Source organism: Mycobacterium shunyiense (genome assembly GCF_058270035.1).
In genome coordinates this window covers 1-26,963 of the sequence record NZ_JBZDPT010000001.1, presented here as the reverse complement: position 1 = coordinate 26,963, position 26,963 = coordinate 1, and the positions used below count along the sequence as shown (strand labels likewise).

The window sequence follows — 26,963 nt, the reverse complement described above, 5'->3', positions numbered from 1 at the left end:
GTGCCGCGCGGCAGGATGGCTAGATGACCACCACGCCGGCAGACCCGCTGGCCCGGTTCAGTGCGCTGACCCGGGAGTGGTTCACGGCTGCCTTCCCGGCCCCGACGGCCGCCCAGGCCCAGGCCTGGTCCGCGATCGCCGAGGGGCAGAACACCCTGGTCATCGCCCCCACCGGGTCGGGTAAGACCCTCGCCGCGTTCCTGTGGGCCATCGATGAGCTGGCCCAGTTGCCGCCCGATCCCCGCTCCGGCACCACGGTGCTCTACGTGTCGCCACTCAAGGCGCTGGCTGTCGACGTCGAACGCAACCTGCGCACCCCGCTGACCGGGATCACCCGGGTGGCCGAACGTCACGGGGTGCCGGCCCCGTCCATCAGCGTCGGCGTTCGCTCCGGGGACACCCCACCCAGTGCGCGCCGCGCGATGCTGGCCAAGCCGCCCGACATCCTGATCACCACGCCGGAATCCCTGTTCCTGATGCTGACCTCGGCGGCCCGCGAGACCCTTGCCTCGGTCCGGACAGTGATCGTCGACGAGGTCCATGCCGTCGCCGCCACCAAACGTGGTGCGCACCTGGCTCTTTCACTCGAACGGCTCGACCAGCTGCTCGACAAACCCGCCCAGCGGATCGGGTTGTCGGCCACGGTGCGCCCTCCCGAGGAGGTGGCCAGGTTCCTTTCCGGCCAGGCCCCCACCACCATCGTCGCCCCTCCCTCCGGCAAGACCTTCGATCTCTCCGTACAGGTCCCGGTGCCGGACATGGCCAACCTCGACAACAACAGCATCTGGCCGGACGTCGAGGAGCGCATCGTCGACCTGATCGAGGCCCACCAGTCCTCGATCGTGTTCGCCAACTCCCGCCGGCTGGCAGAGCGGCTGACCTCACGTCTCAACGAGATCCACGCCGAGCGCGCCGGCATCGAGCTCTCACTCGACCACAACCCACAGGTCGGCGGGGGTGCGCCGGCCCAACTCATGGCCAGTGGGCAGGCCAACGGCGCGCCCACGCTGCTGGCCCGGGCCCACCACGGCTCGGTCAGCAAGGAGCAGCGGGCCCAGGTCGAAGACGACCTCAAGAGCGGCCGCCTGCGCGCCGTCGTCGCCACCTCCAGCCTGGAGCTGGGCATCGACATGGGTGCGGTCGATCTGGTGATCCAGGTCGAGTCGCCGCCGTCGGTCGCCAGCGGGCTGCAGCGCATCGGACGCGCCGGGCACCAGGTCGGCGAGATCTCCCAGGGCGTCCTGTTCCCGAAGCACCGCACCGACCTGATCGGCTGCGCGGTGACGGTGCAGCGCATGCGCTCCGGCGACATCGAGACAATGCAGGTGCCGGCCAACCCGCTCGACGTGCTGGCCCAGCACACGGTCGCGGCGGCCGCCCTGGAACCGGTGGATGCCGACGCCTGGTTCGACGCGGTGCGCCGCAGCGCTCCGTTCGCCACGCTCCCGCGCAGTGCGTTCGAAGCGACGTTGGACCTGTTGTCCGGGAAGTATCCGTCCACGGAGTTCGCCGAGCTGCGGCCGCGGCTGGTCTACGACCGCGACCACGGCACCCTGACCGGCCGCCCCGGCGCCCAGCGCCTGGCAGTCACCTCCGGCGGGGCCATTCCCGATCGCGGGCTGTTCACCGTGTACCTGGCCACTGAAACCGAAAAGCCTTCCCGGGTCGGCGAACTCGATGAAGAGATGGTCTATGAATCTCGCCCGGGCGATGTCATCTCGCTGGGCGCCACAAGTTGGCGGATCACCGAGATCACCCACGACCGGGTTCTGGTGATCCCCGCCCCGGGTCAGCCGGCCCGGCTGCCGTTCTGGCGTGGCGACAGTGTGGGACGGCCCGCCGAATTGGGCGCGGCGGTCGGGGCCTTCACCGGGGAACTCGCCGCACTCAATCGCGCTGAGTTCGATGAACGTTGCCAGACAATGGGTTTCGCCGGATTCGCCACCGACAACCTGTACCAGCTGTTGCACGATCAGCGCGAGGCCACCGGTGTGGTCCCCAGCGACAGCACTTTTGTGGTGGAGCGCTTCCGGGACGAGCTGGGCGATTGGCGGGTGATCCTGCATTCTCCGTACGGCCTGCGGGTCCATGGGCCGCTCGCCCTGGCGGTCGGCCGACGGTTGCGGGAACGCTACGGGATCGACGAGAAGCCCACCGCCTCAGACGACGGCATCATCGTGCGGCTGCCCGACAGCGGCGAAACACCGCCCGGTGCAGACCTGTTCGTGTTCGACGCCGACGAGATCGAACCCATCGTCACGGCCGAGGTGGGCGGGTCGGCGTTGTTCGCGTCCCGCTTCCGCGAATGCGCCGCGAGGGCACTGCTGCTGCCGCGCCGGCACCCGGGCAAGCGGTCCCCGTTGTGGCATCAACGGCAACGCGCCGCACAACTGCTCGACATCGCCCGCAAGTACCCGGACTTCCCGATCGTGCTGGAAACGGTGCGCGAATGCCTGCAGGACGTCTACGACGTCCCCGCCCTGACCGAGCTGATGCGTCGGGTGGCCCAACGCCGGCTGCGCGTGGTCGAGGTGGAAACCGCCACCCCGTCACCGTTCGCGGCCTCGCTGTTGTTCGGCTATGTGGGCGCGTTCATGTACGAGGGTGACAGTCCCCTGGCCGAGCGGCGCGCTGCCGCACTCGCCTTGGACACCGTGCTGCTCTCCGAACTGCTCGGCAGAGTTGAGCTTCGCGAACTGCTGGATCCGGCGGTCGTCGCCTCGACTTCGGCTCAGCTGCAGCACCTCACCGAGGAGCGCGCTGCCCGCGACGCCGAGGCGGTGGCCGACCTGCTGCGGATGCTGGGCCCGCTCACCGAGGCCGAGATCGCCGAGCGCGCCACCACCGACACCATCGGGGGCTGGCTCGACGGGCTGCACGCCGCCAAACGCGCGCTGCCCGTGACCTACGCCGGCCGGACCTGGTGGGCAGCAGTGGAAGACATCGGGCTGTTGCGCGACGGGGTCGGTGCGCCGGTACCCGTCGGGGTCCCCATGGCGTTCACCGAATCCGTCGACGACCCCCTGGGGGATCTGATCGGACGCTATGCCCGTACCCACGGTCCGTTCACCACCACCGAGGTCGCCGCGCGGTTCGGGCTCGGCCTGCGGGTGACCGCAGATGTGTTGGGCCGCATGGCTGTCGACGGCCGGTTGGTGCGCGGGGAGTTCGTTGACGATCTTCCCGGCGACCAATGGTGCGATACCGAGGTGCTGCGCATCCTGCGCCGTCGCTCATTGGCCGCGTTGCGCGCCCAGGTCGAGCCAGTCAGCACCGCGGCCTATGGCCGCTTCCTGCCGTCCTGGCAGCACGTCGGGTCCAGCCACAGCTCGGGTATCGACGGGTTGGCCTCGGTGATCGAGCAACTGGCCGGGGTCCTCCTGCCCGCGTCGGCCGTGGAATCGCTGGTGTTTGGGCAGCGGGTTCGCGACTATCAGCCGGCCATGTTGGATGAGCTGCTCGCTTCCGGGGAGGTCATGTGGTCCGGTGCCGGGCAGATCGGCAGCACTGACGGTTGGGTGACGTTCCACCTGGCTGAGACGGCGCCGCTGACGCTGCCGGTCCCTGCCGAGATCGAGTTCACCGATACCCACCGGGCCATCATGGAGACGCTGGGGCATGGAGGAGCGTATTTCTTCCGTCAGCTGACCGATCAAACCGCCGAATCCGAGCTCAAAACGGCTCTGTGGGAGCTGATCTGGGCCGGCTGGGTCACCGGAGATACCTTCGCTCCGGTGCGGGCGATGCTGTCTGGTCCCCGACGGACTGGGGCACCTGCACACCGTCAGCGTCAGCGGCCGCCACGACTCAGCCGCTACAGCGTCGCACGCCCGCACAGTCGCGCGGCGGATCCGATGGTGTCCGGCCGGTGGTCGGCATTGCCTGGTGCCGAACCGGATTCGACCGTGCGGGCGCATTTCCAGGCCGAGCTGCTGTTGAACCGGCATGGGGTGCTGACCAAGGGGGCGGCGGCAGCTGAGGGCGTGCCGGGCGGGTTCGCCACCTTGTACAAGGTGCTGAGTGCATTCGAGGATGCCGGTCGCTGCCAGCGGGGCTACTTCGTCGAGTCACTCGGCGGGGCCCAGTTCGCGGCGGCCTCGACCGTCGACCGGCTCCGGTCCTATCTCGACGGAGTCGATCCCCGGCGCCCCGAGTACCACGCCGTCATGCTCGCCGCGACCGACCCGGCCAACCCGTACGGCGCCGCGTTGGCTTGGCCCGATCGCTCAAGCGACTCCGATGCCCATCGGCCCGGCCGCAAGGCCGGCGCCCTCGTCGCACTCGTCGACGGACAGTTGGTGTGGTTCCTGGAACGTGGTGGCAAGACCCTGCTCAGCTTCACCTCCGATCCCGACACACAGCGGGCCGCCGCAGGCGCGCTGGCCGAACTCGTGAGCGCCGGGCGCATGCCGTCACTACTGGTCGAGCGGATCAACGGGGTTGCCGTACTCGATCCCGGGGTCGACGAGGATCGCGCCAGCGTGCAAGAGGCGCTGGTCGGCGTCGGGTTCGCCCGGACCCCGCGCGGGTTGCGACTTCGGTAAATTTGAAGCGCCATGCCTGAGGGTGACACCGTCTTCCACACCGCCACCGCGTTGCGCGACGCGCTGGCAGGCAAGACGTTGACCCGCTGCGACATCCGGGTGCCCCGCTACGCCACTGTCGATCTGACCGGACACGTGGTCGACGAGGTGATCAGTCGAGGCAAGCACCTGTTCATCCGGGTTGGTCCGGCCAGCATCCACTCTCATCTCAAGATGGAGGGCAGTTGGCGCATCGGCTGGCCCAAAGGTGCGGCGCACCGCATCCGCATCGTGCTGGAGACTGCCGACAGCCGGGCCACCGGGATCGATCTCGGCGCGCTCGAAGTACTCGACCGCGACACCGATATGGCCGCGGTGGAGCATCTAGGTCCTGATCTGCTCGGCCCCGACTGGGAGCCCCGCACTGCGGTGGCCAACTTAACCGCCGATCCGGATCGGGCCCTGGCACCGGCCCTACTCGATCAACGAGTGATGGCAGGGGTGGGCAACGTCTACTGCAACGAGCTGTGCTTCATTTTCGGACGTCTGCCCACCTCGCCCGTGAGTTCGCTGACCGATCCTCTACGCGTCGTGCAACGCGCCCGGGACATGCTGTGGCTCAACCGGTCCCGCTGGAACCGCACCACGACCGGCGACACCCGAAACGGACGCCAGCTGTGGGTGTACGGCCGCGCCGGTGAGCCCTGCCGACGCTGCGGAACGCAGATCGAGACCGATGCCGGCGGTGAGCGGGTTACCTACTGGTGTCCGGTGTGCCAGACCTGATCCCTTGTGCGGTAACGATTGTGGATTCCCCCTCGGCGAACCTCGACCACTATGGCGTAGGCGGCACTCCCGCAACTTTCGCAATGATGCGATCACGCAGTGCTGCGGGGATACTCGTCATGATCGACACCTGAAACTTACTTCCGAGTCCGACCAGGTATCGAGCTCTGGGCCGACGCGCGGTGAGCGCCTCCTCGACCACCGCGACCACGTTGGAAGTCGGCACCGCCATCTTCTTCGACATCGGGATGAACCTTTTCATCCCCGCAATGTGCTTGTCGTACAAGGCGCGATACTCTGCCGACATCGAGGTTTCCAGCTCCACCACCATGTCGTCGGCGGTGCGCCACATGTCGGTGTCGGTCTGCGCCGGCTCCACCACAGCCACGCGCACGCGCCACGGTCGCAGCTCGATCCTGAGCGCGTCCGCAGCGGCTTCCAAGGCAAATTTGGACGCCGCGTATGCCCCGAGTAGCGGCGAGGACAGTCGCCCGTTCACGCTGGAGATGAAGATCGCCCGTCCACCGGAGGCCCGCAACTTCGGCAGCACGGACCGGGTCACCGCAAATTGGCCAATCACGTTGACATCCAACTGTTTGCGCCAGTCATCCGGGCTGAGCGTCTCGATCGGACCGGCCACCACGATGCCTGCATTGTTCACGACCGCGTCGAGCCGCTGCGGGAGCGCGGCAGGCAGAGCGGCGAGATGCTCCGCATTGGTCACGTCAAGAATCACCGCAGAGATGCGTTGTGGGTTGAGCTCCGTCACCGCGGCACCGTCGGACTGCGATCTGACTCCCGCGATGACGTCCCACCCGGTCGCGGCCAGGTGCTCGACGATGGCCTTGCCGATTCCGCGGCCAGCTCCGGTGACAAGAACTGAAGGCATGGGGCCAGGGTACTTCGGATTTACCTCGATTACCTGCTAGCTCTGATGCGGGCGCGTAGCCGACAGCGCCTGGGCGACCTCCCGCGCCACCCGAATGCCGGATTCGATGGCGCCCTCGATGTAGCCCGCGTGATCGCTCGCGGTTTCGGTTCCCGCCCAATGGATGTCGCCGACGGGCTCAAAGGGCCACGGAAGTAACCCGTCCAAGGTGCCCGCGATGGGCAGTGCCATATAGCCGCCGCCGACGTATTCATCAGTCTGCCACGACTTCTCATGCCAGCTGACCGGCTCAAGTACCTCTGGCCCGATGTGACCGATCAGGGGTTTCAGCACGGCCCTGCGACGCTCATCGGCACTGAGGCCATCGAGTTGACGGGCCGCGGGTCCGCCGATGAGTACACACAGATGCCCCGGACCGTCCGGCGGGCTTGTGTCGAACACGCCGCTACCCGGGCCGTCGAGGACGATGAGCTCGCCACCCTTGCGCTGCCTCCAGAACGGGCGGTCGTAGACCGCAATCGCCTTGTAAACCGATCCCATATACGTGCCATCCGCGAGCCGTGCCCGTTCGGGCGGCAGCGGTGGTTGGTAGGTGATGGACCGCGCCATTGGCGCCGGCACTGTGACAATGACCTTGACGGCTCGCACCTCGCCCGCGGTGGACTGGATCGTCACGCCAGTTTCACCGCGACTGATCTTTACGACCCTATGCCCCAAGCGGATCCGCGAACCGAGCTCGGCAGAGAATCCATCGGCCAACCCTCGCATGCCCTCCACGAGCAGGGAGTCTTGCGCGCCTCCTTTGGTCGACAGCATGGTGAGCACGCCGCCCTGCTGGCGGACCATTCGCGCCATCGCGTAGACCGAGTGCCGATCCAGATCGGCAGTCCACGACACCGCCGCAATCACTTCCAGCAGCCGGCGTGCAGTGCGGCCCGGCACGCGGCGCAGCCACGAGTCCACAGCCTTGTCGTTCCACCCCTGCGGAACTCCGGTGCGGGACAACACCTCTACACCGGCCAGCGCCAATGCGGCCATGAGAACAGCCGGCGATACCGCCGACAGCCGACGTGAGCGGTCGATGAGGCCGGGCATCGGACCCGTGTGCATCTGATAGCTGGTGAGACCGAACTCGTCGACCAGCGAAGCGAGCCGGTGGTGCCCGTGGCCGATCCACTGACCACCGAGGTCGACCGTCGACCCCAGGGCGGTCGTCTCGCTCATCGTTCGGCCGCCGAGCCGGTCTGCAGCTTCCAACACCAGCACGTCGATCCCGCGACGGTGCAGCTCGCGGGCTGCCATCAGCCCTGATACCCCTGCGCCGACCACGACCACCGTGGCCTGTTCCGTTGCGTCATCTCGTGTCGTCATGACGATCCGCCATTTCTAAGTCGGTCAACCGTCCGACTTTTATAGCACGCGAGGACCCGAGGGCGACAGGCCCGGCGCCGTCCTCAGGCCACTAGGCCGAAGGCTGCGGGTCCGCGAGCGTCACCAGCATCTGGATCGCGCGGTCGAGGTCACGGCGCGCGCGCTGACGGTCCCGGCTCGCCACGTACTGGATGATCAGCCCGTCGAGCATCGCGAGCCCCAGGCGGCCCAGCGTGGCGAACTCGACAGCGCAGCGCTCCCCGGCGGCGTTCGCCGCCTGCTCGCAGAACTCGGTGACGAGCGCGGTGTACCGGTCGTACTGCAGCCGCGCCAGCCCCTCAGAGCCCTCACTGCGTACGGAGTACATCGCCAGTTCGTACTGCATGACCTGCACGCCGACGTCACCTTCGACGAGAGCCTCCCAGAACGTCGTGACACCGTGACTCAGGGCGTGCGCAAGACCTTGGTCCAGTTCCAGGCTGCCGTGCACGGTGGCGACGACATCGTCGATGACGGCGACGATGACGGCGCGCAGCATCTGATCTTTGGAAGGAAACACGTAGTGCAAGGTGCCCAGCGGGATGCCCGCCTCCGCCGCGACTGCGCGCAGGGTCGTCCCCGGCACGCCGACGTCACTGAGCACGCGGATCGCTGCCGCGACGATCTGCTCGTGACGCTCGGCTGCCTTGACGTAGGCCATCAGAACCTCTCCCCTCAACTGAGCGACAGCTTAGGGTGAAAATATGGCCAACACCGTCGTCCGCGCTACGTCACCGGACGACCTTGATGCGATCAGCGCGATCTATGCCCACCATGTCGAGACCGGGGTCGCCACGTTCGAACTGATCCCACCGCACCGCGAAGAGTGGGAGCGTCGGCTGGCGACCGCCCGCGAACGTGAATTGCCGTTCCTCACCGCGACACTCGCCGATGAGATCGTCGGCTATGCCTACTGCTCGCCGTGGAAACTGCGCCCGGCCTATCGGCACACCGTGGAGAACTCGATCTACCTCGCACCACAAACCGCCGGCCGCGGCATCGGAACCCTCCTGCTACAAGGACTTCTGGACGGCTGCACTGCGGCAGGCATCCGTGAGGTCATCGCTGTGGTGGTCGACACCGACGAGGCGGCGGCATCCCTTGCCCTGCACCGCAAACACGGTTTCGCCGAGGCGGGCCGACTGCGTGCGGTCGGGTACAAGCACGGACGGTGGCTGGACACGGTACTGCTGCAGTGCAGCCTGTCGGTCAGCAGTTGACGAGTTCGGGCTCGCAGATCGGCTGCGATGCAGGCTCCTTGGCAGCCGGCTCCTCGACCGGAACCTCCTTGGGTGCAGCATCCTTGGGTGCAGCATCCTTGGGCGTGCCGCCCCACGGGAACGCCAGTCGCACGATCTTGCGCACCACGGAGGCGAACTGCTTGTGGATCGGACCCGTGTTGTAGGGCAGGCCGTACCGCTGGCAGATCTCCTTCACCTCGCCGGAGATCTCGGCGTAGCGATGCGCCGGGATGTCCGGGAACAGGTGGTGTTCGATCTGGAAGGACAGGTTGCCACTGAAGATGTGGAACCACTTGCCGCCGGTCAGGTTTGCCGAGCCGAGCAACTGGCGGAAGTACCACTGCCCGCGGGTCTCGTTCTCGGTCTCCTCGATGGTGAACTCGTGCGTGCCCTCCGGGAAATGGCCGCAGAAAATGATGGTGTAGGACCACACGTTGCGCATCAGATTGGCGGTCATGTTGCCCGCGAACACAAATGGCGCGAACGGGCCTGCCAACAACGGGAAGGCCACATAGTCCTTCACGGTCTGCTTGCGCACCTTGGCCCACATCTCGCGCAGCATGTCCTTCTTGTCCCGCAGGCGGATTTCGCCGGTACGGATGCGCTCGGTCTCGAGCTCGTGCAGCGCGACGCCGTACTGGAAGAACACCATCAGCAGGAAGGCGTACAACGGATTGCCCAGGTAGTACGGGCTCCACTTCTGGTCCTCGCTCATGCGCAGGACGCCGTAACCGATGTCGCGGTCCATGTCGACGATGTTGGTGTAGGTGTGGTGCATGTAGTTGTGCGAGTGCCGCCACTGATTGGACGGGCACGCCGAATCCCACTCGAAGTTCTGGCCGCGCAACGCCGGATCGCCCATCCAGTCGTACTGGCCGTGCATCACGTTGTGGCCGATCTCCATGTTGTCGAGGATCTTCGACAGCCCGAGCATCACCGTGCCGATCGGCCAGGCCGGCGGCAGGAACAGCAGTGCACGGCCGCCAACCTCGAGCTTGCGCTGCATCTTGATGATGTCGCGGATGTAGGTGGCGTCACGCTCACCGAGGTCGGCGAGGGCGCGTTCACGGATGGAGTCGAGTTCGGCGCCGAAGGTCTCGAACTGCTCAGGGGTCAGGGTGTAGTGAGTCATGGTGTGTCCTTTCTTCGAAAAGGGCTGAAAGTAGATGTCTAGAGGTCGATCTGGACGTCGCCGCAGGGGGCGCTCACACAGATTTCGATGTTCTCGTCAGGGTCTGTCGAGACCGCGCCGGTGATCAGGTTCTTCACCGGACCGCTGATCTTCCTGCGGGTGCAGGTGTGGCAGATCCCCATCCGGCAACCGCTCGTCGGATTCAGTCCGGCGGCCTCGGCCTGCTCGAGGATCGAGCGGCCGTCGTCGACGACTGCGACGACACTTTCCGTGAAGGCGACGGTTCCGCCGGACACCTCGGTCGGTACGGCGATCACCGGCGGCACAAAGCTCTCCGACTGGGCTCCGGGCAGCAGGTCCTTGACCGCGGAGACCAGAGCCGGTGGGCCGCAGACGAACACCGCGTCGGGGTTCGGCATCGCGGCGGCCAGATGGTCCGGACCGAAGTACCCGGTCAGATCGCCCCGGTCCGAGCGGGTGTAGCTGTGCAGCACCGTGACGCCCGGCGTCGCGGCCAGCTCTGTCGCGTACGCAGCCTCTTCGGGGTTACGGGCGTAGTGGATGAAGGCGACCTCACCATCGAAGTGCTCCTCGCGCAGGGTGCGCAGCATGGAGAGCACCGGCGTGATGCCGCTGCCGCCGGAAACCAACAGGATGCGGCGGGGGCGCTGCTCCGGAAGTGTGAAGTCGCCGCCGACCGAGTCGAGGCCGAGGACCATACCGGGCGCTGCGTTGCGGTACAGGTACTGCGAGACCAGTCCGCCGTCGTGCAGACCGATGGTCAACTCGATGACGGGGCTGCCTTCGGCGTTGGCCGGCGAGTAGCACCGGGTGCGGCGGCGGCCGTCGATCTCCACGGTCAGGTTGATGTGCTGGCCGGCCTTGAAACCCCGCCACGCGTCGTTGGGCTGCAGGGTCAGGGTGACGCTGCGTGGCGTCTGCTTGCGGACGGCGACCACCCTGGCGCGGGCGTCATCGACGGTCCAGGTGCGGTCGTAAACCTCGGTGTACCGGTCCACGCCATGCGGGCCGGTGAGGATCCCAACCAGGGCGGAGCGCCGGATCCGGCGGCTCAAAGTTTCGGTGAACATATGTACACGATGAGTCCATCGATACGTTCACGTCAAGGGTTAATACCCAGGTTGTTGTGCGGATCACGTGGTGAACAAATGTGCCAATATGTCATACACAATCGTTCCGATCAGGCGTTCGATGTCTCTGTGCTAGCTTTTTTCGGTGAACAGTCGTAGCCCCAGTTCACGAGACCGGCGGTCAAGCCGCTCGTCAAGCTCCCGGCCCAAGGACAATCTGTCTCGCGAGGAGCGCAAGGAAGCCACCCGCCGCGCGATCATCACGGCCGCCCTGAAGTTGCTCGAAGAGGACAGTTTCAGCGCGCTCAGCCTGCGTGAGGTCACCCGGGAGGCCGGCATCGTGCCTGCCGCCTTCTACCGGCACTTCGAAACCATGGACGCGCTCGGCCTGGTGCTGATCGATGAGTCCTTCCGCGCCCTCCGGGAGATGCTCCGGCGGGGTCGCGCCGGCCAGCTCGACCCCAAGCGCATCATCGAGTCCTCGGTCGACATCCTGTTCAACAGCGTCAGTGAACGGCCCGAGCACTGGCGCTTCATCAGCCGGGAACGCAACAGCGGAGTCACCGTCGTGCGCTATGCGATCCGCACGGAAATCCGGTTGATCACCTCAGAGCTGGCCATCGACCTGGCCCGGCTACCCGGCTTGACCACGTGGAGCAGCGAGGATCTCAATATCCTGTCCGGGCTGTTCGTCAACTCGATGATGGTCACGGCGGAATCCATCGAGGATGCCAACGACGCGAAGGCGCTCGAAGATATCAAGCAGAACGCACGTAAGCAGCTCCGCATGATCGTGGTCGGCGTCGCCGGCTGGAGTAGCGGCTGACTTCACCGCGGGACCGCGGCAATGGGAAAATGCCACATGGCCATCAAGATTGACGCTCTCGATGCCGCGCTGCTGTCGGCATTGGCGACCGACCCACGCACGCCGATTCTTGAGCTGGCGTCGCGACTGAAGGTCGCCCGCAACACGGTGCAGGCGCGCATGAAGCGGCTCGAGGAATCCGGTCTGGTCCGCGGCTTCCCACCCAACATCGACCTGGCGGAACTCGGGTACGCGGTGCACGCCTTCGTCGGTATCGAAACCGACCAGAACAAGATGAACGCCATCATCGACGCACTGCGTGCGGTCCCCCACGTGCTCGAGGTGCACGCAACGACCGGGCGGGCCGACCTCCTGGTCCGCATTGCCGCGCAGACCCAAGAGGAGCTGCTGCGGCTCATCCAGGAAGTGCATCGGATCGACGGCGTCAAGCATTCGGAAACCATGCTGGCGATGGCGACTCCGGTCGAATACCGGTCCCTGCCCCTCGTGCAGCATCTGACTCAGCACTCAACAAAATGACGCGTGGATCACAGTGTTCCACGTCACAATTGAGCAATCTGATCAACATTTTCGTCAACTATTGACGCGGATCACCCTCCACGGCAGATTTCGCTGCACCGATTGCTAGTAGTTCTCGCTTCGCAGCTCACGATCTGAGTTGTGGAAAGTGTGGAGGTTATCCGTGACCAGCGTGCTGTCCCGATCCGAACTCACCGCGACCGAACCCGTCGCTCCGTACGACCTCGACGACCGGTATCGAGTGGGGGCCGGCCCGGTATTGCTCACCGGAGTGCAGGCGATCGCGCGAATGATGGTCGAACAGCATGTCCGTGACCTCCGTGCCGGTCGGCGCGTGGCGACCTTCGTCTCCGGCTACCAGGGCAGCCCACTGGGCGGTGTGGACAAGATGCTCCTGGGCATGCCGAACGTACTGGCCGAGCACGACGTCGTCTTCACCCCAGGGTTCAACGAGGAACTCGCCGCCACCTCCGTCTGGGGCAGCCAGACCGACCTCCCGGCAGGCACGGCAACCCACGACGGCGTCGTCGGAATCTGGTACGGCAAGGGTCCCGGCGTCGACCGCGCCACCGATGCGCTGCGGCACGCCAACATGTACGGCGTCAACCCGCGCGGTGGTGTGCTGCTGCTCGTCGGCGACGATCCGGCATCGAAGTCGTCGACGGTGCCTGCGGTCAGCGAACGGTCCCTGGCCGCACTGGGCATCCCGGTGCTGTTCCCGCGCAACGCCGAAGAGATCATCACAATGGGCATGCAAGGTGTCGCGCTGTCGCGGGCCTCTGGCTGCGTCGTGGCGATGAAGATCGTCGCCGATGTCGCCGACGGCGCGTGGACGGTCGACGCCGAAGTGTCCGATCTCGCCATCAAGGTGCCCGAAGTCCAGTGGGATGGACGGCTATTCACCTACCGCCAGCGCCCGATGGCCGCCCCGGCGGACAGCCTGCTCGCCGAGGCCGACCTCTACGGACCGCGCTGGGCGACCGTGCGCGCCTTCGGTACCGCGAACGACCTCGACGTAGTCGAAGTAGACCCGATGCGCGCCAAGATCGGCATCGCCGCCACCGGAACGACGTTCGACGCGGTGCGTCAGGCGCTGGTCGACCTCGGCGTCGACGACGCGGCGCTGCACCGGGCGGGAATCCGCCTGCTGCGCATCGGGATGCCATACCCGGTCGGCCGGGAGTCGGTCAGGGAGTTCGCCCGCGGCCTCGAGCAGATGATCGTCGTGGAGGACAAGACCGCCTTCATCGAGACTCAGGTCCGCGAAATCCTCTACGGCACCGCTGATGCCCCCCAGATCATCGGGAAGTACGACGCCGCCGGCACACCGCTGTTCCCGCTCGGTGGTGAGCTGACCGCCGGCCGCCTGCTGGCACCGCTGCGCCGTGTGCTGCGCGACCATGTCGAGTTGAAGCGCATGCCACCACCTGCTCTGTCACTGGAGGTGTTGTCCGCCAAGCGGACCGCGTACTTCTGCAGCGGCTGCCCGCACAACCGCTCCACCGCGATCCCGGAGGGCTCGATCGGCGGGGGCGGTATCGGCTGCCACACACTCGTCACCATGTCGGGCCGCAGCGACAGTGCAGTCGTCGGCCTGACACAGATGGGCGGCGAAGGCAGCCAGTGGATCGGGCAGGCGCCGTTCACCGATGTGCCGCATCTGTTCCAGAACGTCGGCGACGGCACCTTCTTCCACTCCGGGCAGCTCGCGGTGCAGGCCTGTATCGCGGCCGGGGTGAACATCACCTACAAGCTGCTCTACAACGAGGTTGTCGCCATGACCGGCGCGCAGGACGTCGAGGGCGGACTTGGCGTTGCCGGGCTCACCCACAAGCTCACCACCGAAGGCGTCCGGCAGATCATCGTATGCGCCGACGAACCCAAGCGGCACAACAGGAAAGCCCTTGCCAAGGGCACGCTGCTCTGGCACCGCGACCGGCTCGATGAAGCACAGAAGGTCTTGCGCGAGATCCCGGGCGTCACCGTCCTCATCTATGACCAGCACTGCGCCGCCGACGCCCGCCGCCAACGCAAGCGCGGCACCCTGCCCACCCGCAACACCCGCGTGGTGATCAACGAAGCGGTCTGCGAGGGCTGCGGCGATTGCGGCACCAAGTCGAACTGCTTGTCCGTGCAACCCGTCGATACCGAGTTCGGGCGCAAGACGCGTATCGACCAGACCTCGTGCAACACCGACTACAGCTGCCTCGACGGTGACTGCCCGTCGTTCGTCACGGTGGAGCTGACGCCGGACGCCAAGGGCCGCAAGGCAGCCCGACGGAAGAACGCAGAGCCGCCGCGTGTCGCGGACCCGGGCTTCGGCGTCCCTACCGGCACCCAGAACGTCCTGCTGGCCGGCATCGGTGGCACCGGGATCGTCACGGTCAACCAGGTTCTGGCCACCGCCGCGCTGCGCGCCGGCTACGAGGTGGAGAGCCTCGACCAGATCGGGCTCAGCCAGAAGGCCGGACCGGTCGTATCCCACCTGCGGTTCTCGACCAGCACCTTGGAGCCCGCCAACCGGCTGACCCCGGGTGGCGCCGACTGCATCATCGCGATCGACCTGCTGACGGCGACCGAGGGCCGCAACCTCGCCTACGGCAGTCCGGAGCGCACGGTTGCCGTCGCCTCGACAAGCCAGACCCCGACCGGCGACATGGTGTACGACAAGTCGGTCGCCTATCCCGAGACCCAGTCGCTGCTGGACCGGCTCACGGTGGTCACCCGGGCACTCACCCATTTCGACGCGCTCGCCGCGGCCGAGGCGTTGTTCGGCAACACGGCCGCGGCCAACTTCCTGGTCATCGGTGCCGCGTTCCAGAACGGCGGGTTGCGTCTGCCCGAGGCGAGCATCGAGGAGGCCATCGGCATCAACGGTGTCGCAGTCGCCGCCAATGTCGCGGCATTCCGCTGGGGCCGGGTCGCGGTCGCCGATCCGGCTGCGTTCTCCGCCGCGGTGGATGCAGCGCTCCCGAAACGCACACCGACCGTTGCCAGCCCGGAACTGTTGGCAGGAACCACCTTCGACGGCGAGGTCCGCCGCCTCGTCGAACTGCGGGCCGGTGAGTTGGTTCGCTACCAGAACGCAAGAATCGCCAGGCGCTACGTCGACGCGGTGCAGTCAGTCTGGCAGTCGGAGCGTGCGGTCACCGACAAGACCGCCTTCAGCGAGGCCGTCGCGCGGGGACTGCACAAGTTCACTGCGTACAAGGACGAGTACGAAGTGGCACGCCTATTGGTCGATCCGGCCTTCCTGGCCGACGTGCAGGCGCAGGTGCCCGGCAGCGAGAATCTGACCTATCGGCTGCATCCGCCCGCTCTGCGGGCGATGGGCCGCTCGAAGAAGGTCGGATTCGGGCCGAGATCGCATATGGCACTGAAGCTGCTCGCCAAGGCCAAGGTGCTGCGCGGCACCAAATTGGATCCATTCGGCTACGCCCATGTCCGGAAAGTGGAGCGGCAGTTGCTGTCCCATTACACCGACATGGTGCTCGGACTCGCCGCCGCATTGGACGCAGACAACTACGACACCGCCGTCGAGGCAGCCGGCCTGGCCGACCTGGTCCGGGGCTACGAGGACGTCAAGCTCGGCAACGTCGAGCTGTACCGGGCACGCCTGCGCGACCTCGGTATCACCGTCTGACCTGCCTCCACTCCTATCTGTCCGGCCGCCGCCCAGCGGCAGTGTCACCCACGCCGCCCAGCGGCAGTGTCATCCACGCCGCCCAGCGGCAGTGTCACCCCATGCCGCCAAACATGCGGCACCAGAAAGGAATCCCTAGTGACAGTCATGCCCACCACCCTCGGGGTCTTCGGCCGATCCCGCGAGCTGAGTGCGAGAAGCCACGAGCAGGTCGTGTTCTGCGAGGACGAGAAGTCCGGACTGAAGGCCATCATCGCCATCCACTCGACCGTCCTCGGCCCTGCGCTCGGCGGCTGCCGGATGTACCCGTACGCCGACGAATTCGAGGCCCTCGAGGACGTGCTGCGGCTGTCCTGGGGAATGACCTATAAGGCCGCGGCGGCCGGGGTGAACCTGGGCGGTGGCAAGTCTGTCATCATCGGCGACCCGAACAGCGACAAGAGCGAAGAGCTGTTCGCCGCCTTCGCCCGGTTCGTCGACAATCTCGGCGGACGGTACGTCACCGCGGGTGACGTCGGCACCAACACCGACGACCTCGACGTCATCGGCAAGTACACCACGTACGTGACCGGTCGCAGTACCGCCGCTGGTGGTTCCGGCGACAGCGCGCGGCTGACCGCACTCGGCGTGTTCAACGCCATGCGCGCAGGCGCCGAATCCGTCTGGGGTACGGCATCGTTGGCAGGCCGTACCGTGGGCGTCGAAGGCGTCGGCAAGGTGGGACGCGAACTGATCGCCCTGCTGCTCGCCGACGGCGCGGAGGTAGGTGTGACCGACGTGAACGACGCTGCACTGCGTCGCGTCTCGATCGATCATCCGTCGGTTCGCCTGCTGAGCTCGGTGGCAGACGCACCCGTCGACATCTACGCGCCGTGTGCACTGGGGGCTACCCTGACACCTGCGAGCGCGGAAACCATCGAGGCGAAGCTGATCTGCGGCGCGGCCAACAACCAGCTCGCCGATCCTGGTGTCGAGCAACTGCTTCGCCGGCGCGAGATCACCTGGGTACCTGACTTCGTCGCCAACGCCGGCGGTCTCATGCAGGTCGCCGGTGAATTGCAGGGTGTTGACCGCGCAACGGTAGAAGCCGACGTGACCCGCATTTTCGACCGAACCCGCGAGATCATCTCTGCGGCACGGGACTCGGGGATCAGCATCGGTGCGGCAGCGAACCGGTTCGCCGAACGACGCCTCGACGGCGCGATCTGATGTCGGCCGGCGGCGGATGGTTCCGTACCAAGTCGATAGAGCAGTCGATCCGGGACACCGATGAACCCGACTCGAAGCTACGCAAGGATCTGACGGCAAAAGATCTCACCGTCTTCGGCGTCGCGGTCGTCATCGGTGCCGGTATCTTCACCCTGACCGCTCAGACCGCGGGCACCATGGCGGGACCGTCCGTATCGCTGGCCTTCATTCTCGCGGCAATCACCTGCGGGCTCACCGCACTCTGCTACGCGGAGTTCGCCTCCACCGTCCCCGTCGCGGGCAGCGCCTACACCTTCTCCTACGCCACCTTCGGTGAGTTGGTCGCCTGGATCATCGGCTGGGACCTGATATTGGAGTTCGCGCTCGCGGTATCCGTTGTCGCCAAAGGCTGGTCGCAATACCTCGGCGAAATCCTCGGCGGATCGATGTCGCCAGTCGCGCACTTCGGGTCGGTCAAGTTCGACTGGGGTGCGGTGGTGATCATCGCCATCGTCGGTTTCCTGCTGGCGACCGGGACCAAGCTGTCCTCACGGGTGTCCGCCGTCGCGGTGGCGATCAAGCTCGCAGTGATCGTCCTGATCCTCGTGGTCGGCGCCGGCTACTTCAAGGCATCGAACCTCACACCCTTCATCCCGCCGGCTCAGCCGTCAGCCAAAGCGGACGGCGTGCACCAGTCGATGCTCGGGTGGCTCACCGGGACCGGCGGCTCGAGCTTCGGCTGGCTGGGCCTGCTGACTGCGGCCAGCATCGCCTTCTTCGCCTTCATCGGCTTCGACGTGGTCGCCACCGCGGCGGAGGAGACCCGCAATCCGCAGCGTGACGTACCGCGCGGCATCTTCGGAGCGCTTGCCATCGTCACGGTGTGCTACGTCGCCGTCTCATTCGTCCTCACCGGCATGGTGCCGTACACCCAGCTCCAGGGCGACAATGCCACCCTGGCAACGGCATTCGCCCTGCACGGTGACACTTGGGCGAAGAACATCATTTCGATCGGAGCGTTGGCCGGCCTGTCGACCGTCGTCATGGTGATGTTCCTCGGTCAGACCCGGGTCCTGTTCGCGATGTCGCGCGACGGACTGCTCCCCCGCCGCCTCGCGTACACCGGCAGGCAGGGCACCCCGGTGCGATTGACGGTCATCGTGGGAACGGTGTGCGCGCTGCTCGCGGCGTTCGTCGACTTCGGCACTCTTGCGGGAATGGTCAACATCGGCACCCTGTTCGCATTCATCCTCGTCGCGATCGGCGTCCCGGTCCTGCGCCGGACCCGGCCCGATCTGAAGCGCGGCTTCCGTGTTCCGTTCGTTCCGGTGATACCGGTTCTGGCCGCACTCTCCTGCCTGTGGCTGATGTTCAACCTCGAGTTGGAGACCTGGCTGCGCTTCGCGATCTGGATGGCGATCGGCGTGGTGCTGTACTTCGCCTACGGCCGCTCCCATTCGATGCTGGCGCGGCGGCCGGAGCGCCGCGACGTCACCGACCTTGCTGAAGTGTCAGTCTGAACCAAGGTGCGGCGGATAGGGTCCCGCTCATGTCCCTTGCAGAGCCACTTGACCTCACCTACCCGCGCCCCGACATCGCAGTCGTGACCCTCAATCGGCCCGAGAAACTGAATGCGTTGTCGTACGAACTGGTCGAGGCCCTGCACGCCACCCTCGACGACATCGCGGCGAACAACGAGTGCCGCGTCGTGGTCCTCACCGGCGCCGGACGCGGCTTCTGCTCGGGCCTGGATCTGAGCAATCCCAACCCGCCCGAGGCGGGCGGCGGCACCGAGTTTCCCCGCTCGGGCATGCGCTGGCAGGAACGCATCGCCAACTTGACGGTCAAGCTGCATCGGCTGCGCCAGCCCGTCATCGCCGCGGTCAACGGTGCTGCCTACGGCGGTGGCTTCGCGCTGGCCGCAGCCAGCGACATCCGCATCGCCGGACCCGCCGCGAAGTTCTGCACACAGTTCATCAAGCTGGGCATCGGCGGCTGTGACATCGGGGTGAGCTATACCCTGCCCAGGATCATCGGCGCGGGCCCGGCGTTCGATCTGATCCTGACCGCGCGGGCGGTCGATGCGACCGAGGCGCTGCGACTCGGCCTGGTCACCCGCATCGTCGACGACACCGCCGACCTGCTCGAAGCCGCCCTGCAGATCGCCGAAACCCTCTGCGGCTATGGCAAATTCGGCCTGGAATCGACCAAGCAGGTGCTGTGGGCCAATCTCGATGCCGGCTGCCTGGAAACGGCGCTGCATGTCGAGAACCGCAGCCAGATCCTGTCGGTCGGCACCGGCAGTCTGAGCGGGACGGCTCAGTTCACGAAGCGTGAGTGAGCATCACGGTGAAGTTGTCGTACACCGGGACCGTCATCGCGCTGTCCCGCCACCGTCGACGATGATCACCTGCCCGGTCATGTAGCTGCCGGCGTCCGAGCACATCAGCAGTGCCGCGCCGACCATCTCATCCGGGGTGGCCAGGCGCTTCATCAAGGTCCCGCCCTTCATGAGGTCGATGGCCTCCTGCGGGTTGTTGCGCATCATGTCGGTGTCGACCGGTCCCGGCGCCAAGGCGTTCACCCGGATTCCCAGCGGGGCGAACTCAGCCGCCATCGACCGGGTGACCGACATCAGCGCGGCCTTGCCCGATGCATAGATGGACAGCGCCGGGGCGAAATTGAACGCCCCGACCGACACCATGTTCAGCACCGCGGCCTTCGCGCTGGCCTTCAGATGCGGCAAGGCGTGCTGCACCAGGAACACCGGTCCGCGCAGGTTCACCTCGTAGGACTTGGCCCAGGCCTCCGGCGTCATCTGCCCCAGCGGCTGGGCCAGTGCGTTCGCCGCGTTGTTGACCACCACGTCGACCCCGCCGAACTCGGCGACCGTTCGCTCCACGAGGGCGCCGAGTTCGTCGATGTTGCCGCTGTGGGTGGGCACCCCGATCGCCTGTCCCCCCAGTTCACGCAGGTGCGCGGCCGCCCGATCGCAGGCGTCGGCCTTGCGGCTGGCAACCACCACACGCGCGCCGGCCAGCGTGAAGCCCTCGGCGAGGGCCAATCCGATCCCACGGGTGCCGCCGGTGACGATCACGGTGCGGTCGGTCATGTCGAACAGATGGTCAAAGGTCTCACGGTTCACCCCGTCAGTAGACCATCACCACGGTCCGGTCGTGCAAGGCTTCAGCCCAATGTCCGCGCACTCACGAATTCGCGACCCTCACCGGTGATCGGGTCGGTGAACTCGAGGCGCTGGGCCAACAGTTGCAGTGGATGGTCGAAATCATCCGGCGCGACGTCGATCACGTTGGGGTACAAGGAGTCCCCGATGATCGGCAACCCGATCGAGTTCATGTGCACCCGCAACTGATGTGTCTGCCCGGTGCGGGGCGACAGCCGGTACAGCCCGCTTCCCAGCTCCTCGACATAGGTCTCGGCGTTGGGCGCCCCGCATTCCTCGAAGGCCTGTAACCGACCGCGGTGCTTGATGATCCGGCTGCGCAGGGTGATGGGCAACGACACCGTGGCAGTGCCTGCGGCCCGGGCCAGGTACGTCTTGCGGGTCTTACCCTCGGCGAACAGCCGCTGATAACTTCCCCGCACCTCGGGACGCACGGTGAGCAGCAGCACCCCGGCGGTCAGGCGGTCAAGCCGGTGCGCCGGGCTCAGCTCCGGCAGGTCCAGCTTCCGACGCAACCGCACCAGCGCAGTCTGCGCGACGTGCCCGCCGCGCGGCATCGTGGCCAGGAAGTGTGGTTTGTCGACAACCACGATGTCGTCGTCGCGATACAGCAGCGGGATGTCGAACGGCACCTCCACCTCGTCAGCCAGATCTCGGTAGAAGTAGACATGCGCGCCCGCGGGCAATTCCGTGGTGGCGTCGACAACCGTGCCATCGGGCAGAAGCACTTCTCCGGCAAGCACTTTCGCGCCGATACCGAACCGCTGCTGCAGCTCGTCGTACACGTTCACCAGGGATTCCCCGGTCGCTGCGCTCCCGCCCGCCGGACCACGCAGCCGCAGCCGCGCCGGGCCGATTCCGTCACGCACCGGCAGCGGCGGCGATGCGCGCCTGCGCTTAGAGTGTTGGGGCCCGCCCCGCTTCAATGTCCCGTCAATTCAATGGCACGGGTTCGAGGATCTCGGCGCGGGCCTCGGGCGCGGCCTGGCGCAGCGCATCGGCGGACTCGTCGTCGGGCTGGGTCTGCGACAGCACCTCGGCCTCCACCCGGGCGACATAGGTGGCGACCTCGCGGTCGACGTCCTCGGCGGACCATCCCAGTACGGGCGCAACCACTTCGGCGACCTCACGGGCGCAATCGACTCCGCGGTGCGGATATTCGATGGCGATCCGCATCCGGCGGGCCAGGATGTCCTCAAGGTGCAGAGCACCTTCGGCCGCCGCAGCGTAGTAGGCCTCGACCTTCAAGTAGACCGGCGCAGCGGTGATGGGTGCCAGCAGTTCAGGCCGACCCTCCGCCATCTTGAGCACCTCACTGATCAGCGAGCCGTACCGGTCCAGCAGGTGCCGGACGCGATAAGGATGCAGTCCGTATTGCTTGCCAACGTATTCGGTCTGGTTGATCAGGGCGAAGTATCCGTCGGCGCCCATCAGCGGGACCTTCTCGGTGATCGACGGCGCCACCCGGGCCGGGATGAATTCTGCGGCAGCGTCAATCGCGTCAGCGCCCATCACTCGGTAGGTGGTGTACTTTCCGCCGGCGATCGCCACGAGCCCGGGAGAGGGCACCGCGACGGCGTGCTCACGCGAGAGCTTCGAGGTCTCCTCGCTCTCACCGGCCAGCAGCGGACGCAGCCCGGCGTAGACACCGTCGATGTCGTCGTGGGTCAACGGGGTTGCCAGCACGGTGTTGACATGGCCGAGGATGTAATCGATGTCGGCCTTGGTCGCGGCGGGATGCGCGAGGTCGAGATTCCAATCCGTGTCGGTGGTCCCGATGATCCAGTGCGTACCCCAAGGAATCACGAACAGCACCGACTTCTCGGTGCGCAGGATGATCGCCACCTCGCTGACGATCCGGTCCCGCGGCACCACGATGTGTACCCCCTTGGAGGCACGCACCCGGAACCGCCCGCGTTCCTTGGACAGGGCCTGGATCTCGTCGGTCCACACCCCGGTGGCGTTGACCACCACGTGGCCCCTCACCTCGGTGATGGCGCCGTCCTCGGAATCGCGCAGCGTGACACCCACCACGCGATCACCTTCGCGCAGCAACGCCACCACCTGGCTCGACGAGCGCACGACCGCGCCGTAGTGGGCCGCGGTGCGGGCCACCGTCATGGTGTGCCGAGCGTCGTCAACCACGGTGTCGTAGTAGCGGATACCGCCGATCAGAGAACTACGCTTCAGCCCCGGCGCCAACCGTAGCGCTCCGGACTTGGTCAAATGCTTTTGCGCCGGAACGGATTTCGCGCCACCCAGTTGGTCGTAGAGGAAGATGCCCGCCGCGATATAGGGCCGCTCCCACCAACGGTTGGTCAACGGGAACAGGAACGGCAACGGCTTGACCAGGTGCGGCGCCAACGTGGTCAGCGACAGTTCACGCTCGTACAGGGCTTCACGCACCAGGCCGAATTCGAGTTGCTCGAGATACCGCAACCCGCCGTGGAACATCTTGGAGCTGCGACTGGAGGTGCCGGAAGCGAAATCGCGGGCCTCGACGAGCGCCACGGTGAGTCCGCGGGTCGCGGCGTCCAACGCCGCTCCGGCGCCCACCACACCACCGCCGATGACCACCACGTCGAATTGTTCACTGCCGAGTCGTTGCCAGGCTTGCGCCCTGTGCTGCGGTCCGAGGAAGGTTTGCCCGTCGCCCGGTGCTGAGATCGGGTCAGTCACGATTCCCAGGCTACGTGGGTGACGTGGGATCTGCCCGATTCTGCTCGTCCTCGGCCAGTCCAATTCGTCTGTGCCGGCCCTTTTGAGCGGTAGGTTCCCTAGCGTGTCGAATCAACCCCCGGGCTTGCCGGGACAGCCGTACCCGCCCGGTGGTGTCGGGCCGACGGGATACGGATACGGACCGCCGCCTGGTTACTATCCCGGCCCGCCGCAACAGAAGGCGGCGCCGAAGAAGCTCTGGTACGGCGTCGGCGCGGCACTGCTCATCGTCGGGGTTCTGGTTGTGGCGTTCGGAGTCTTCGGTGTGTCCAGGTTTTCCGACGCCGCGCCCGATCCCGAACACACCTTCGCGAACGGCGAGGTGACGACGGTGCATTTCGACGCCGGTGAGACCAGGGTGATCTTCGCTGCCGAACCTGATGAGAATCACCACGTTCGGTGCAACGTCAGCACTCGAACCGGTACCGACGATGACATCAAGGTGGACAACTACGACGGCACCCTCACGATCAACCAGTGGCAGGCCTTGTTCACCGTGACCGTGCAAAAGGCCTCGGACTATGCCGTCACATGCAAAGGTGCTGCCTCAGACGAGTTCGGCGTGGGTGGTGACGCCAAACCCGCATCGCTCGTCGGCGGTATTTTCGCCATCTTCGGCGGCGGCATCTTGTGTGTCGCCGGGGTCCTGACGCTCATCATCACGGCGCTGATGCGACGACGCCGCCAGGCTTGACACCAGCCGGCTAGTCCAGGTCGTCGTGCTTCATCAATTGCCGCGCGGCCTCGGTGATCGAACCGGACAACGACGGGTACACCGAGAAGGTCTGGGCCAACTCGGTGACCGGGATACCGTTCTGAACCGCCAGGGCGATCGGCAGGATCAGCTCGGAGGCGATCGGGGCCACCACGACGCCGCCGATCACCACCCCGGTAGCCGGGCGGCAGAAGATCTTGACGAAACCACGGCGCAGGCTGGACATCTTGGCCCGGGCATTCGTGTTGAGCGGCAGGGTCAGGGTGCGGGCCGGCACCGACCCGTCGTCGATCGCGGCCTGGGGAACCCCGACCGCGGCGATCTCCGGTCGGGTGAACACCGCCGCGGCGACGGTGCGCAAGCGGATCGGGGCCACGGCCTCGCCGAGGGCGTGATACATCGCGATGCGTCCCTGCATGGCCGCGACCGAGGCCAGCGGCAGCAGTCCGGTGCAGTCTCCCGCCGCGTAGATGCCGGACACCGAGGTCCGCGACACGCGGTCGACTTTGAGGTAATTGCCCGGCCCGAGCTCGATGCCGACGCGCTCCAGACCGAGACCACTCGTGTTGGGCACCGAGCCGACCGTCATCAGCGCATGGCTGCCGTCGACGGTGCGCCCGTCGGCCATCGTGACGCGCACGCCGCTCTCGGTGCGGGTGACCGACTCGGCGCGGGCGTTCTTGACCAGGGTGACGCCGCGTTCGGAGAACACCTCCTCCAGCACAGCCGCGGCATCGGAGTCTTCGTGCGGCAGGATCTGGTCGCGGCTGGCCACGACCGTCACGGTCACCCCGAGTTCGGTGTAGGCGTTGACGAACTCGGCGCCGGTGACACCTGACCCGACCACCACGAGATGCTCGGGCAGCGCTTCGAGGTCGTAGAGCTGGCGCCAGTTGAGGATGCGTTCCCCGTCGGGCACGGCGTTGGGCAGCACCCGCGGGCTGGCGCCGGTGGAGATCAACACCACATCGGCCGTCAGCTGGCTGACGGCACCGTCCGGGCCGGTCACCTTGACCCGGTGCTGGGCCATGCCGGGGACGTCGTCGATCAGTTCGCCGCGGCCCGCGATCAACTCGATACCCTCGCTGCGCAGCCGGTCGGCAATATCCTCGGACTGTGCCGTGGCCAGGTTCTTCACCCGCTCGTTGATCTGCGGCAGCGAGATCTTGGACTGCTCGAAATCCAACGAATATCCCAGGTTGGGAGCGCGCCGAAGTTCGGTCCGCACGCCTGTGGAGGCGATGAACGTCTTGGACGGCACACAGTCCCACAGCACGCACGCGCCGCCGATACCGTCGCAGTCGACGATGGTGACGTGAGCGACCTCCGGGCCGCGGGCAGCGGCGACGAGAGCCGCCTCATAGCCGGCGGGTCCGCCGCCGATGATCACGATGCGGGTAGCCACGGCACCAACCTAACCAACTTTGCGCACTAAGCTGTCTTACCGTGCCGCTTTACGCCGCCTACGGGTCCAATATGCATCCGGAGCAAATGCTCGAGCGGGCTCCGCATTCCCCGATGGCCGGAACAGGGTGGTTGCACGGCTGGCGGCTGACGTTCGGCGGTGAGGACATCGGCTGGGAAGGCGCGCTGGCGACCGTCGTCGAGGATCCGCTGTCCAAGGTGTTCGTGGTGCTCTACGACATGACGCCGGCCGACGAGCATTCCCTCGATCGGTGGGAGGGCTCCGAACTCGGGTTCCACAAGAAGATCCGCTGCCGGGTGCACAGGTTGTCGTCGGACACCACGACCGACCCGGTGCTCGCATGGCTGTACGTGGTCGACGCCTGGGAGGGCGGTCTGCCCTCGGCCCGCTATCTCGGAGTGATGGCCGACGCCGCTGAGATTGCCGGGGCGCCGGACGAGTACGTGCACGATCTGCGCACCCGTCCCGCTCGCAATATCGGGCCGTAGTTTTCCTCCGCGAGCGTGCGTGTTTGCCGCCCGACACGCCGCATTTCGCCCACAACCGCGCACCCTCACGCCGCGCGAGCGTGACTTAACTGCGCATTGATCCGGGCCACCATTTCCCCGCCGCGGTGCCGCACGTCCTCGAACACGATTGCGATGACGATCCACCCGATGTCCATCAGCGCGGCGGTGCGCCTGCGGTCGTCGCGCAGCGCGTCCGGACTGCCGTGCCAATCCAGGCTGTCGTACTCGACGGCGATCCGTTGCCCGGGCCAGGCGAAGTCCAGCCGCCTGACCTGGCCGTTGCCGTCGATGACCTCAAACTGGAGTTCGGGCGCAGGCAAGCCACCGTCGAGCATCACAAGCCGAGCCTCACTCTCCATCGGCGACTCGGCGCGCTCGTCGGCCAGCGCAATGAGGTTGCGGACGGCGACGATGCCGCGACGGCCGGCCTGCTCAGTAGCTGCGCGCCAAAGTTCGGTGCGGCTACACGTGCCGCTGCGTAGTGCGGCGTCCAGCGTGGCCAGAGCGCGCGGGCGGCGTACTGCGCGCGCCACCTCGATCGCAGTCCAAGCCGGCGCCGTGACGTATCTGCCAGCGACGACGGTGAGCGGCGCGCCATCCCGTCGGTGCACCACCAATCCGTCGACCGACCGCAGTTGGCAGCCTGGCGGATTGAGGACGTGCAAGTCAGCCGACCCTTCGGTGTCGAACCCGTGTACAGCCGCGGCGCTCGTCAGACACAGCGGCACCTTCTTGCCACACGAGAGGTCCAAGCCGTGTAACCGGAGCTGCTCGGTGGGCTCACCTCGACAGTAAATTCCGTGCCAGATTCGTTCGAGCACGCCAGACTTCACCGCCGATTCGAACGCGTGGCGCGTCATGCGGGCCAGTATCTGGCCGCTGCCGGCCACGCCGTTCTGCTCGTCGAACACTGTCATCAGTTGCTGGTCCATGCCAACGAGCTTTGTTGGTGCGCAACATCTTCGGAAGACACACTCTGCGGATCTGTGGATGAACTGCGCGCTGTGCACAACCGGTGGGCGCCGAGCGTGGGCATAATGCCGGCGCTGCGCGGCGCGTCGGGCGGCAGACACGCACTCAGTGTGAATGTGGTGATGCCGCTGTTGCGGTGGTTGGGTTCTTTTCACCTGGTGTTTGGCTCAGACACGCACTGCCACCTCTGT

General features: G+C 66.5%; 21 protein-coding genes. 11 read left to right on the top strand and 10 right to left on the bottom strand.

Annotation, left to right across the window (positions count from 1 at the left end):
* Positions 1 to 23 precede the first annotated feature (23 nt).
* Both AC4ELS_RS00105 and nei2 read left to right on the top strand, forming a co-directional pair.
* On the top strand, positions 24 to 4,544 hold the full coding sequence (locus tag AC4ELS_RS00105) for an ATP-dependent helicase (protein WP_499045145.1): 4,521 nt from the start codon (positions 24 to 26) through the stop codon (positions 4,542 to 4,544).
* 12 nt (positions 4,545 to 4,556) lie between these two features.
* A complete protein-coding gene (gene nei2, locus AC4ELS_RS00100; RefSeq protein WP_499045142.1) occupies positions 4,557 to 5,309 on the top strand; it encodes an endonuclease VIII Nei2 in 753 nt (250 codons plus the stop codon).
* A 49-nt stretch (positions 5,310 to 5,358) separates the two neighbouring features.
* Here the strand turns inward: nei2 and AC4ELS_RS00095 are convergent, their stop codons facing one another.
* From AC4ELS_RS00095 to AC4ELS_RS00085, 3 genes are all read right to left on the bottom strand, one after another.
* Positions 5,359 to 6,198 carry an SDR family NAD(P)-dependent oxidoreductase gene (locus AC4ELS_RS00095; RefSeq protein ID WP_499045139.1) on the bottom strand — a complete coding sequence of 280 codons (840 nt, stop codon included), beginning with the start codon at positions 6,196 to 6,198 and terminating at the stop codon, positions 5,359 to 5,361.
* A gap of 36 nt (positions 6,199 to 6,234) precedes the next feature.
* Positions 6,235 to 7,569 carry a flavin monoamine oxidase family protein gene (locus AC4ELS_RS00090; protein ID WP_499045136.1) on the bottom strand — a complete coding sequence of 445 codons (1,335 nt, stop codon included), beginning with the start codon at positions 7,567 to 7,569 and terminating at the stop codon, positions 6,235 to 6,237.
* A 91-nt stretch (positions 7,570 to 7,660) separates the two neighbouring features.
* On the bottom strand, positions 7,661 to 8,269 hold the full coding sequence (locus tag AC4ELS_RS00085; RefSeq protein WP_499045133.1) for a TetR/AcrR family transcriptional regulator: 609 nt from the start codon (positions 8,267 to 8,269) through the stop codon (positions 7,661 to 7,663).
* Between the two features lie 43 nt (positions 8,270 to 8,312).
* On the opposite strand from AC4ELS_RS00085, the gene AC4ELS_RS00080 reads away from it, so the two are divergent.
* A complete protein-coding gene (locus tag AC4ELS_RS00080; protein ID WP_448442431.1) occupies positions 8,313 to 8,828 on the top strand; it encodes a GNAT family N-acetyltransferase in 516 nt (171 codons plus the stop codon).
* Here AC4ELS_RS00080 and AC4ELS_RS00075 read toward each other — a convergent pair.
* Entirely contained in the window at positions 8,818 to 9,981 is a 1,164-nt protein-coding gene (locus tag AC4ELS_RS00075; RefSeq protein WP_499045131.1) for a fatty acid desaturase family protein, read from the bottom strand. The two genes, AC4ELS_RS00080 and AC4ELS_RS00075, sit on opposite strands and share 11 nt — an antisense overlap.
* A 38-nt stretch (positions 9,982 to 10,019) precedes the next feature.
* Positions 10,020 to 11,072: a ferredoxin reductase gene (locus tag AC4ELS_RS00070; protein ID WP_499045129.1), complete on the bottom strand. Its 1,053-nt coding sequence runs from the start codon at positions 11,070 to 11,072 to the stop codon at positions 10,020 to 10,022.
* Between the two features lie 145 nt (positions 11,073 to 11,217).
* Between AC4ELS_RS00070 and AC4ELS_RS00065 the strand changes: the two genes are divergently transcribed.
* The 6 genes from AC4ELS_RS00065 to AC4ELS_RS00040 all read left to right on the top strand — a co-directional run bounded on the left by AC4ELS_RS00065 (position 11,218) and on the right by AC4ELS_RS00040 (position 19,589).
* Entirely contained in the window at positions 11,218 to 11,898 is a 681-nt protein-coding gene (locus tag AC4ELS_RS00065; protein WP_064879435.1) for a TetR family transcriptional regulator, read from the top strand.
* A gap of 36 nt (positions 11,899 to 11,934) precedes the next feature.
* On the top strand, positions 11,935 to 12,417 hold the full coding sequence (locus AC4ELS_RS00060; protein WP_055111379.1) for an Lrp/AsnC family transcriptional regulator: 483 nt from the start codon (positions 11,935 to 11,937) through the stop codon (positions 12,415 to 12,417).
* Positions 12,418 to 12,580: 163 nt separating this feature from the next.
* Positions 12,581 to 16,060: an indolepyruvate ferredoxin oxidoreductase family protein gene (locus AC4ELS_RS00055; protein ID WP_499045126.1), complete on the top strand. Its 3,480-nt coding sequence runs from the start codon at positions 12,581 to 12,583 to the stop codon at positions 16,058 to 16,060.
* 147 nt (positions 16,061 to 16,207) lie between these two features.
* Complete coding sequence (locus AC4ELS_RS00050; protein WP_499045556.1) at positions 16,208 to 17,269, top strand: Glu/Leu/Phe/Val dehydrogenase dimerization domain-containing protein; 1,062 nt, start codon at positions 16,208 to 16,210, stop codon at positions 17,267 to 17,269.
* Complete coding sequence (locus AC4ELS_RS00045; protein ID WP_499045123.1) at positions 17,269 to 18,768, top strand: amino acid permease; 1,500 nt, start codon at positions 17,269 to 17,271, stop codon at positions 18,766 to 18,768. Before AC4ELS_RS00050 ends, AC4ELS_RS00045 begins: the two co-directional genes overlap by 1 nt.
* Before the next feature lie 29 nt (positions 18,769 to 18,797).
* On the top strand, positions 18,798 to 19,589 hold the full coding sequence (locus tag AC4ELS_RS00040; RefSeq protein WP_499045121.1) for an enoyl-CoA hydratase/isomerase family protein: 792 nt from the start codon (positions 18,798 to 18,800) through the stop codon (positions 19,587 to 19,589).
* 33 nt (positions 19,590 to 19,622) lie between these two features.
* Here AC4ELS_RS00040 and AC4ELS_RS00035 read toward each other — a convergent pair whose 3' ends face one another.
* From AC4ELS_RS00035 to AC4ELS_RS00025, 3 genes are all read right to left on the bottom strand, one after another.
* Complete coding sequence (locus tag AC4ELS_RS00035; RefSeq protein ID WP_499045119.1) at positions 19,623 to 20,393, bottom strand: SDR family NAD(P)-dependent oxidoreductase; 771 nt, start codon at positions 20,391 to 20,393, stop codon at positions 19,623 to 19,625.
* A 41-nt stretch (positions 20,394 to 20,434) separates the two neighbouring features.
* Complete coding sequence (locus AC4ELS_RS00030) at positions 20,435 to 21,301, bottom strand: pseudouridine synthase (protein WP_499045117.1); 867 nt, start codon at positions 21,299 to 21,301, stop codon at positions 20,435 to 20,437.
* 64 nt (positions 21,302 to 21,365) lie between these two features.
* Positions 21,366 to 23,111, bottom strand: coding sequence for a glycerol-3-phosphate dehydrogenase/oxidase (locus AC4ELS_RS00025; protein ID WP_064879423.1), 1,746 nt, complete (start codon positions 23,109 to 23,111; stop codon positions 21,366 to 21,368).
* A 103-nt stretch (positions 23,112 to 23,214) separates the two neighbouring features.
* Between AC4ELS_RS00025 and AC4ELS_RS00020 the strand changes: the two genes are divergently transcribed.
* On the top strand, positions 23,215 to 23,844 hold the full coding sequence (locus AC4ELS_RS00020; protein WP_499045115.1) for a hypothetical protein: 630 nt from the start codon (positions 23,215 to 23,217) through the stop codon (positions 23,842 to 23,844).
* A 10-nt stretch (positions 23,845 to 23,854) separates the two neighbouring features.
* On the opposite strand, the gene AC4ELS_RS00015 is transcribed toward AC4ELS_RS00020, so the two are convergent.
* Entirely contained in the window at positions 23,855 to 25,270 is a 1,416-nt protein-coding gene (locus AC4ELS_RS00015) for an NAD(P)H-quinone dehydrogenase (protein WP_064879419.1), read from the bottom strand.
* Between the two features lie 41 nt (positions 25,271 to 25,311).
* Here AC4ELS_RS00015 and AC4ELS_RS00010 point away from each other — a divergent pair, with 41 nt between their 5' ends.
* Positions 25,312 to 25,779 carry a gamma-glutamylcyclotransferase family protein gene (locus AC4ELS_RS00010; protein WP_064879416.1) on the top strand — a complete coding sequence of 156 codons (468 nt, stop codon included), beginning with the start codon at positions 25,312 to 25,314 and terminating at the stop codon, positions 25,777 to 25,779.
* A gap of 65 nt (positions 25,780 to 25,844) precedes the next feature.
* Here AC4ELS_RS00010 and AC4ELS_RS00005 read toward each other — a convergent pair whose 3' ends face one another.
* Entirely contained in the window at positions 25,845 to 26,732 is an 888-nt protein-coding gene (locus tag AC4ELS_RS00005; RefSeq protein ID WP_499045113.1) for a type IV toxin-antitoxin system AbiEi family antitoxin, read from the bottom strand.
* Positions 26,733 to 26,963: the final 231 nt, after the last annotated feature.

Excerpts from the sequence above, each read along its gene's own strand:
- AC4ELS_RS00050 (WP_499045556.1), top strand. The coding sequence starts at position 16,208 with ATGCCCACCACCCTCGGGGTCTTCGGCCGATCCCGCGAGCTGAGTGCG.
- AC4ELS_RS00060 (WP_055111379.1), top strand. The coding sequence starts at position 11,935 with ATGGCCATCAAGATTGACGCTCTCGATGCCGCGCTGCTGTCGGCATTG.
- AC4ELS_RS00070 (WP_499045129.1), bottom strand. The coding sequence starts at position 11,072 with ATGTTCACCGAAACTTTGAGCCGCCGGATCCGGCGCTCCGCCCTGGTT.
- AC4ELS_RS00105 (WP_499045145.1), top strand. The coding sequence starts at position 24 with ATGACCACCACGCCGGCAGACCCGCTGGCCCGGTTCAGTGCGCTGACC.
- AC4ELS_RS00090 (WP_499045136.1), bottom strand. The coding sequence starts at position 7,569 with ATGACGACACGAGATGACGCAACGGAACAGGCCACGGTGGTCGTGGTC.
- AC4ELS_RS00085 (WP_499045133.1), bottom strand. The coding sequence starts at position 8,269 with ATGGCCTACGTCAAGGCAGCCGAGCGTCACGAGCAGATCGTCGCGGCA.
- AC4ELS_RS00040 (WP_499045121.1), top strand. The coding sequence starts at position 18,798 with ATGTCCCTTGCAGAGCCACTTGACCTCACCTACCCGCGCCCCGACATC.
- AC4ELS_RS00080 (WP_448442431.1), top strand. The coding sequence starts at position 8,313 with ATGGCCAACACCGTCGTCCGCGCTACGTCACCGGACGACCTTGATGCG.
- AC4ELS_RS00075 (WP_499045131.1), bottom strand. The coding sequence starts at position 9,981 with ATGACTCACTACACCCTGACCCCTGAGCAGTTCGAGACCTTCGGCGCC.
- AC4ELS_RS00005 (WP_499045113.1), bottom strand. The coding sequence starts at position 26,732 with ATGGACCAGCAACTGATGACAGTGTTCGACGAGCAGAACGGCGTGGCC.
- nei2 (WP_499045142.1), top strand. The coding sequence starts at position 4,557 with ATGCCTGAGGGTGACACCGTCTTCCACACCGCCACCGCGTTGCGCGAC.
- AC4ELS_RS00095 (WP_499045139.1), bottom strand. The coding sequence starts at position 6,198 with ATGCCTTCAGTTCTTGTCACCGGAGCTGGCCGCGGAATCGGCAAGGCC.
- AC4ELS_RS00045 (WP_499045123.1), top strand. The coding sequence starts at position 17,269 with ATGTCGGCCGGCGGCGGATGGTTCCGTACCAAGTCGATAGAGCAGTCG.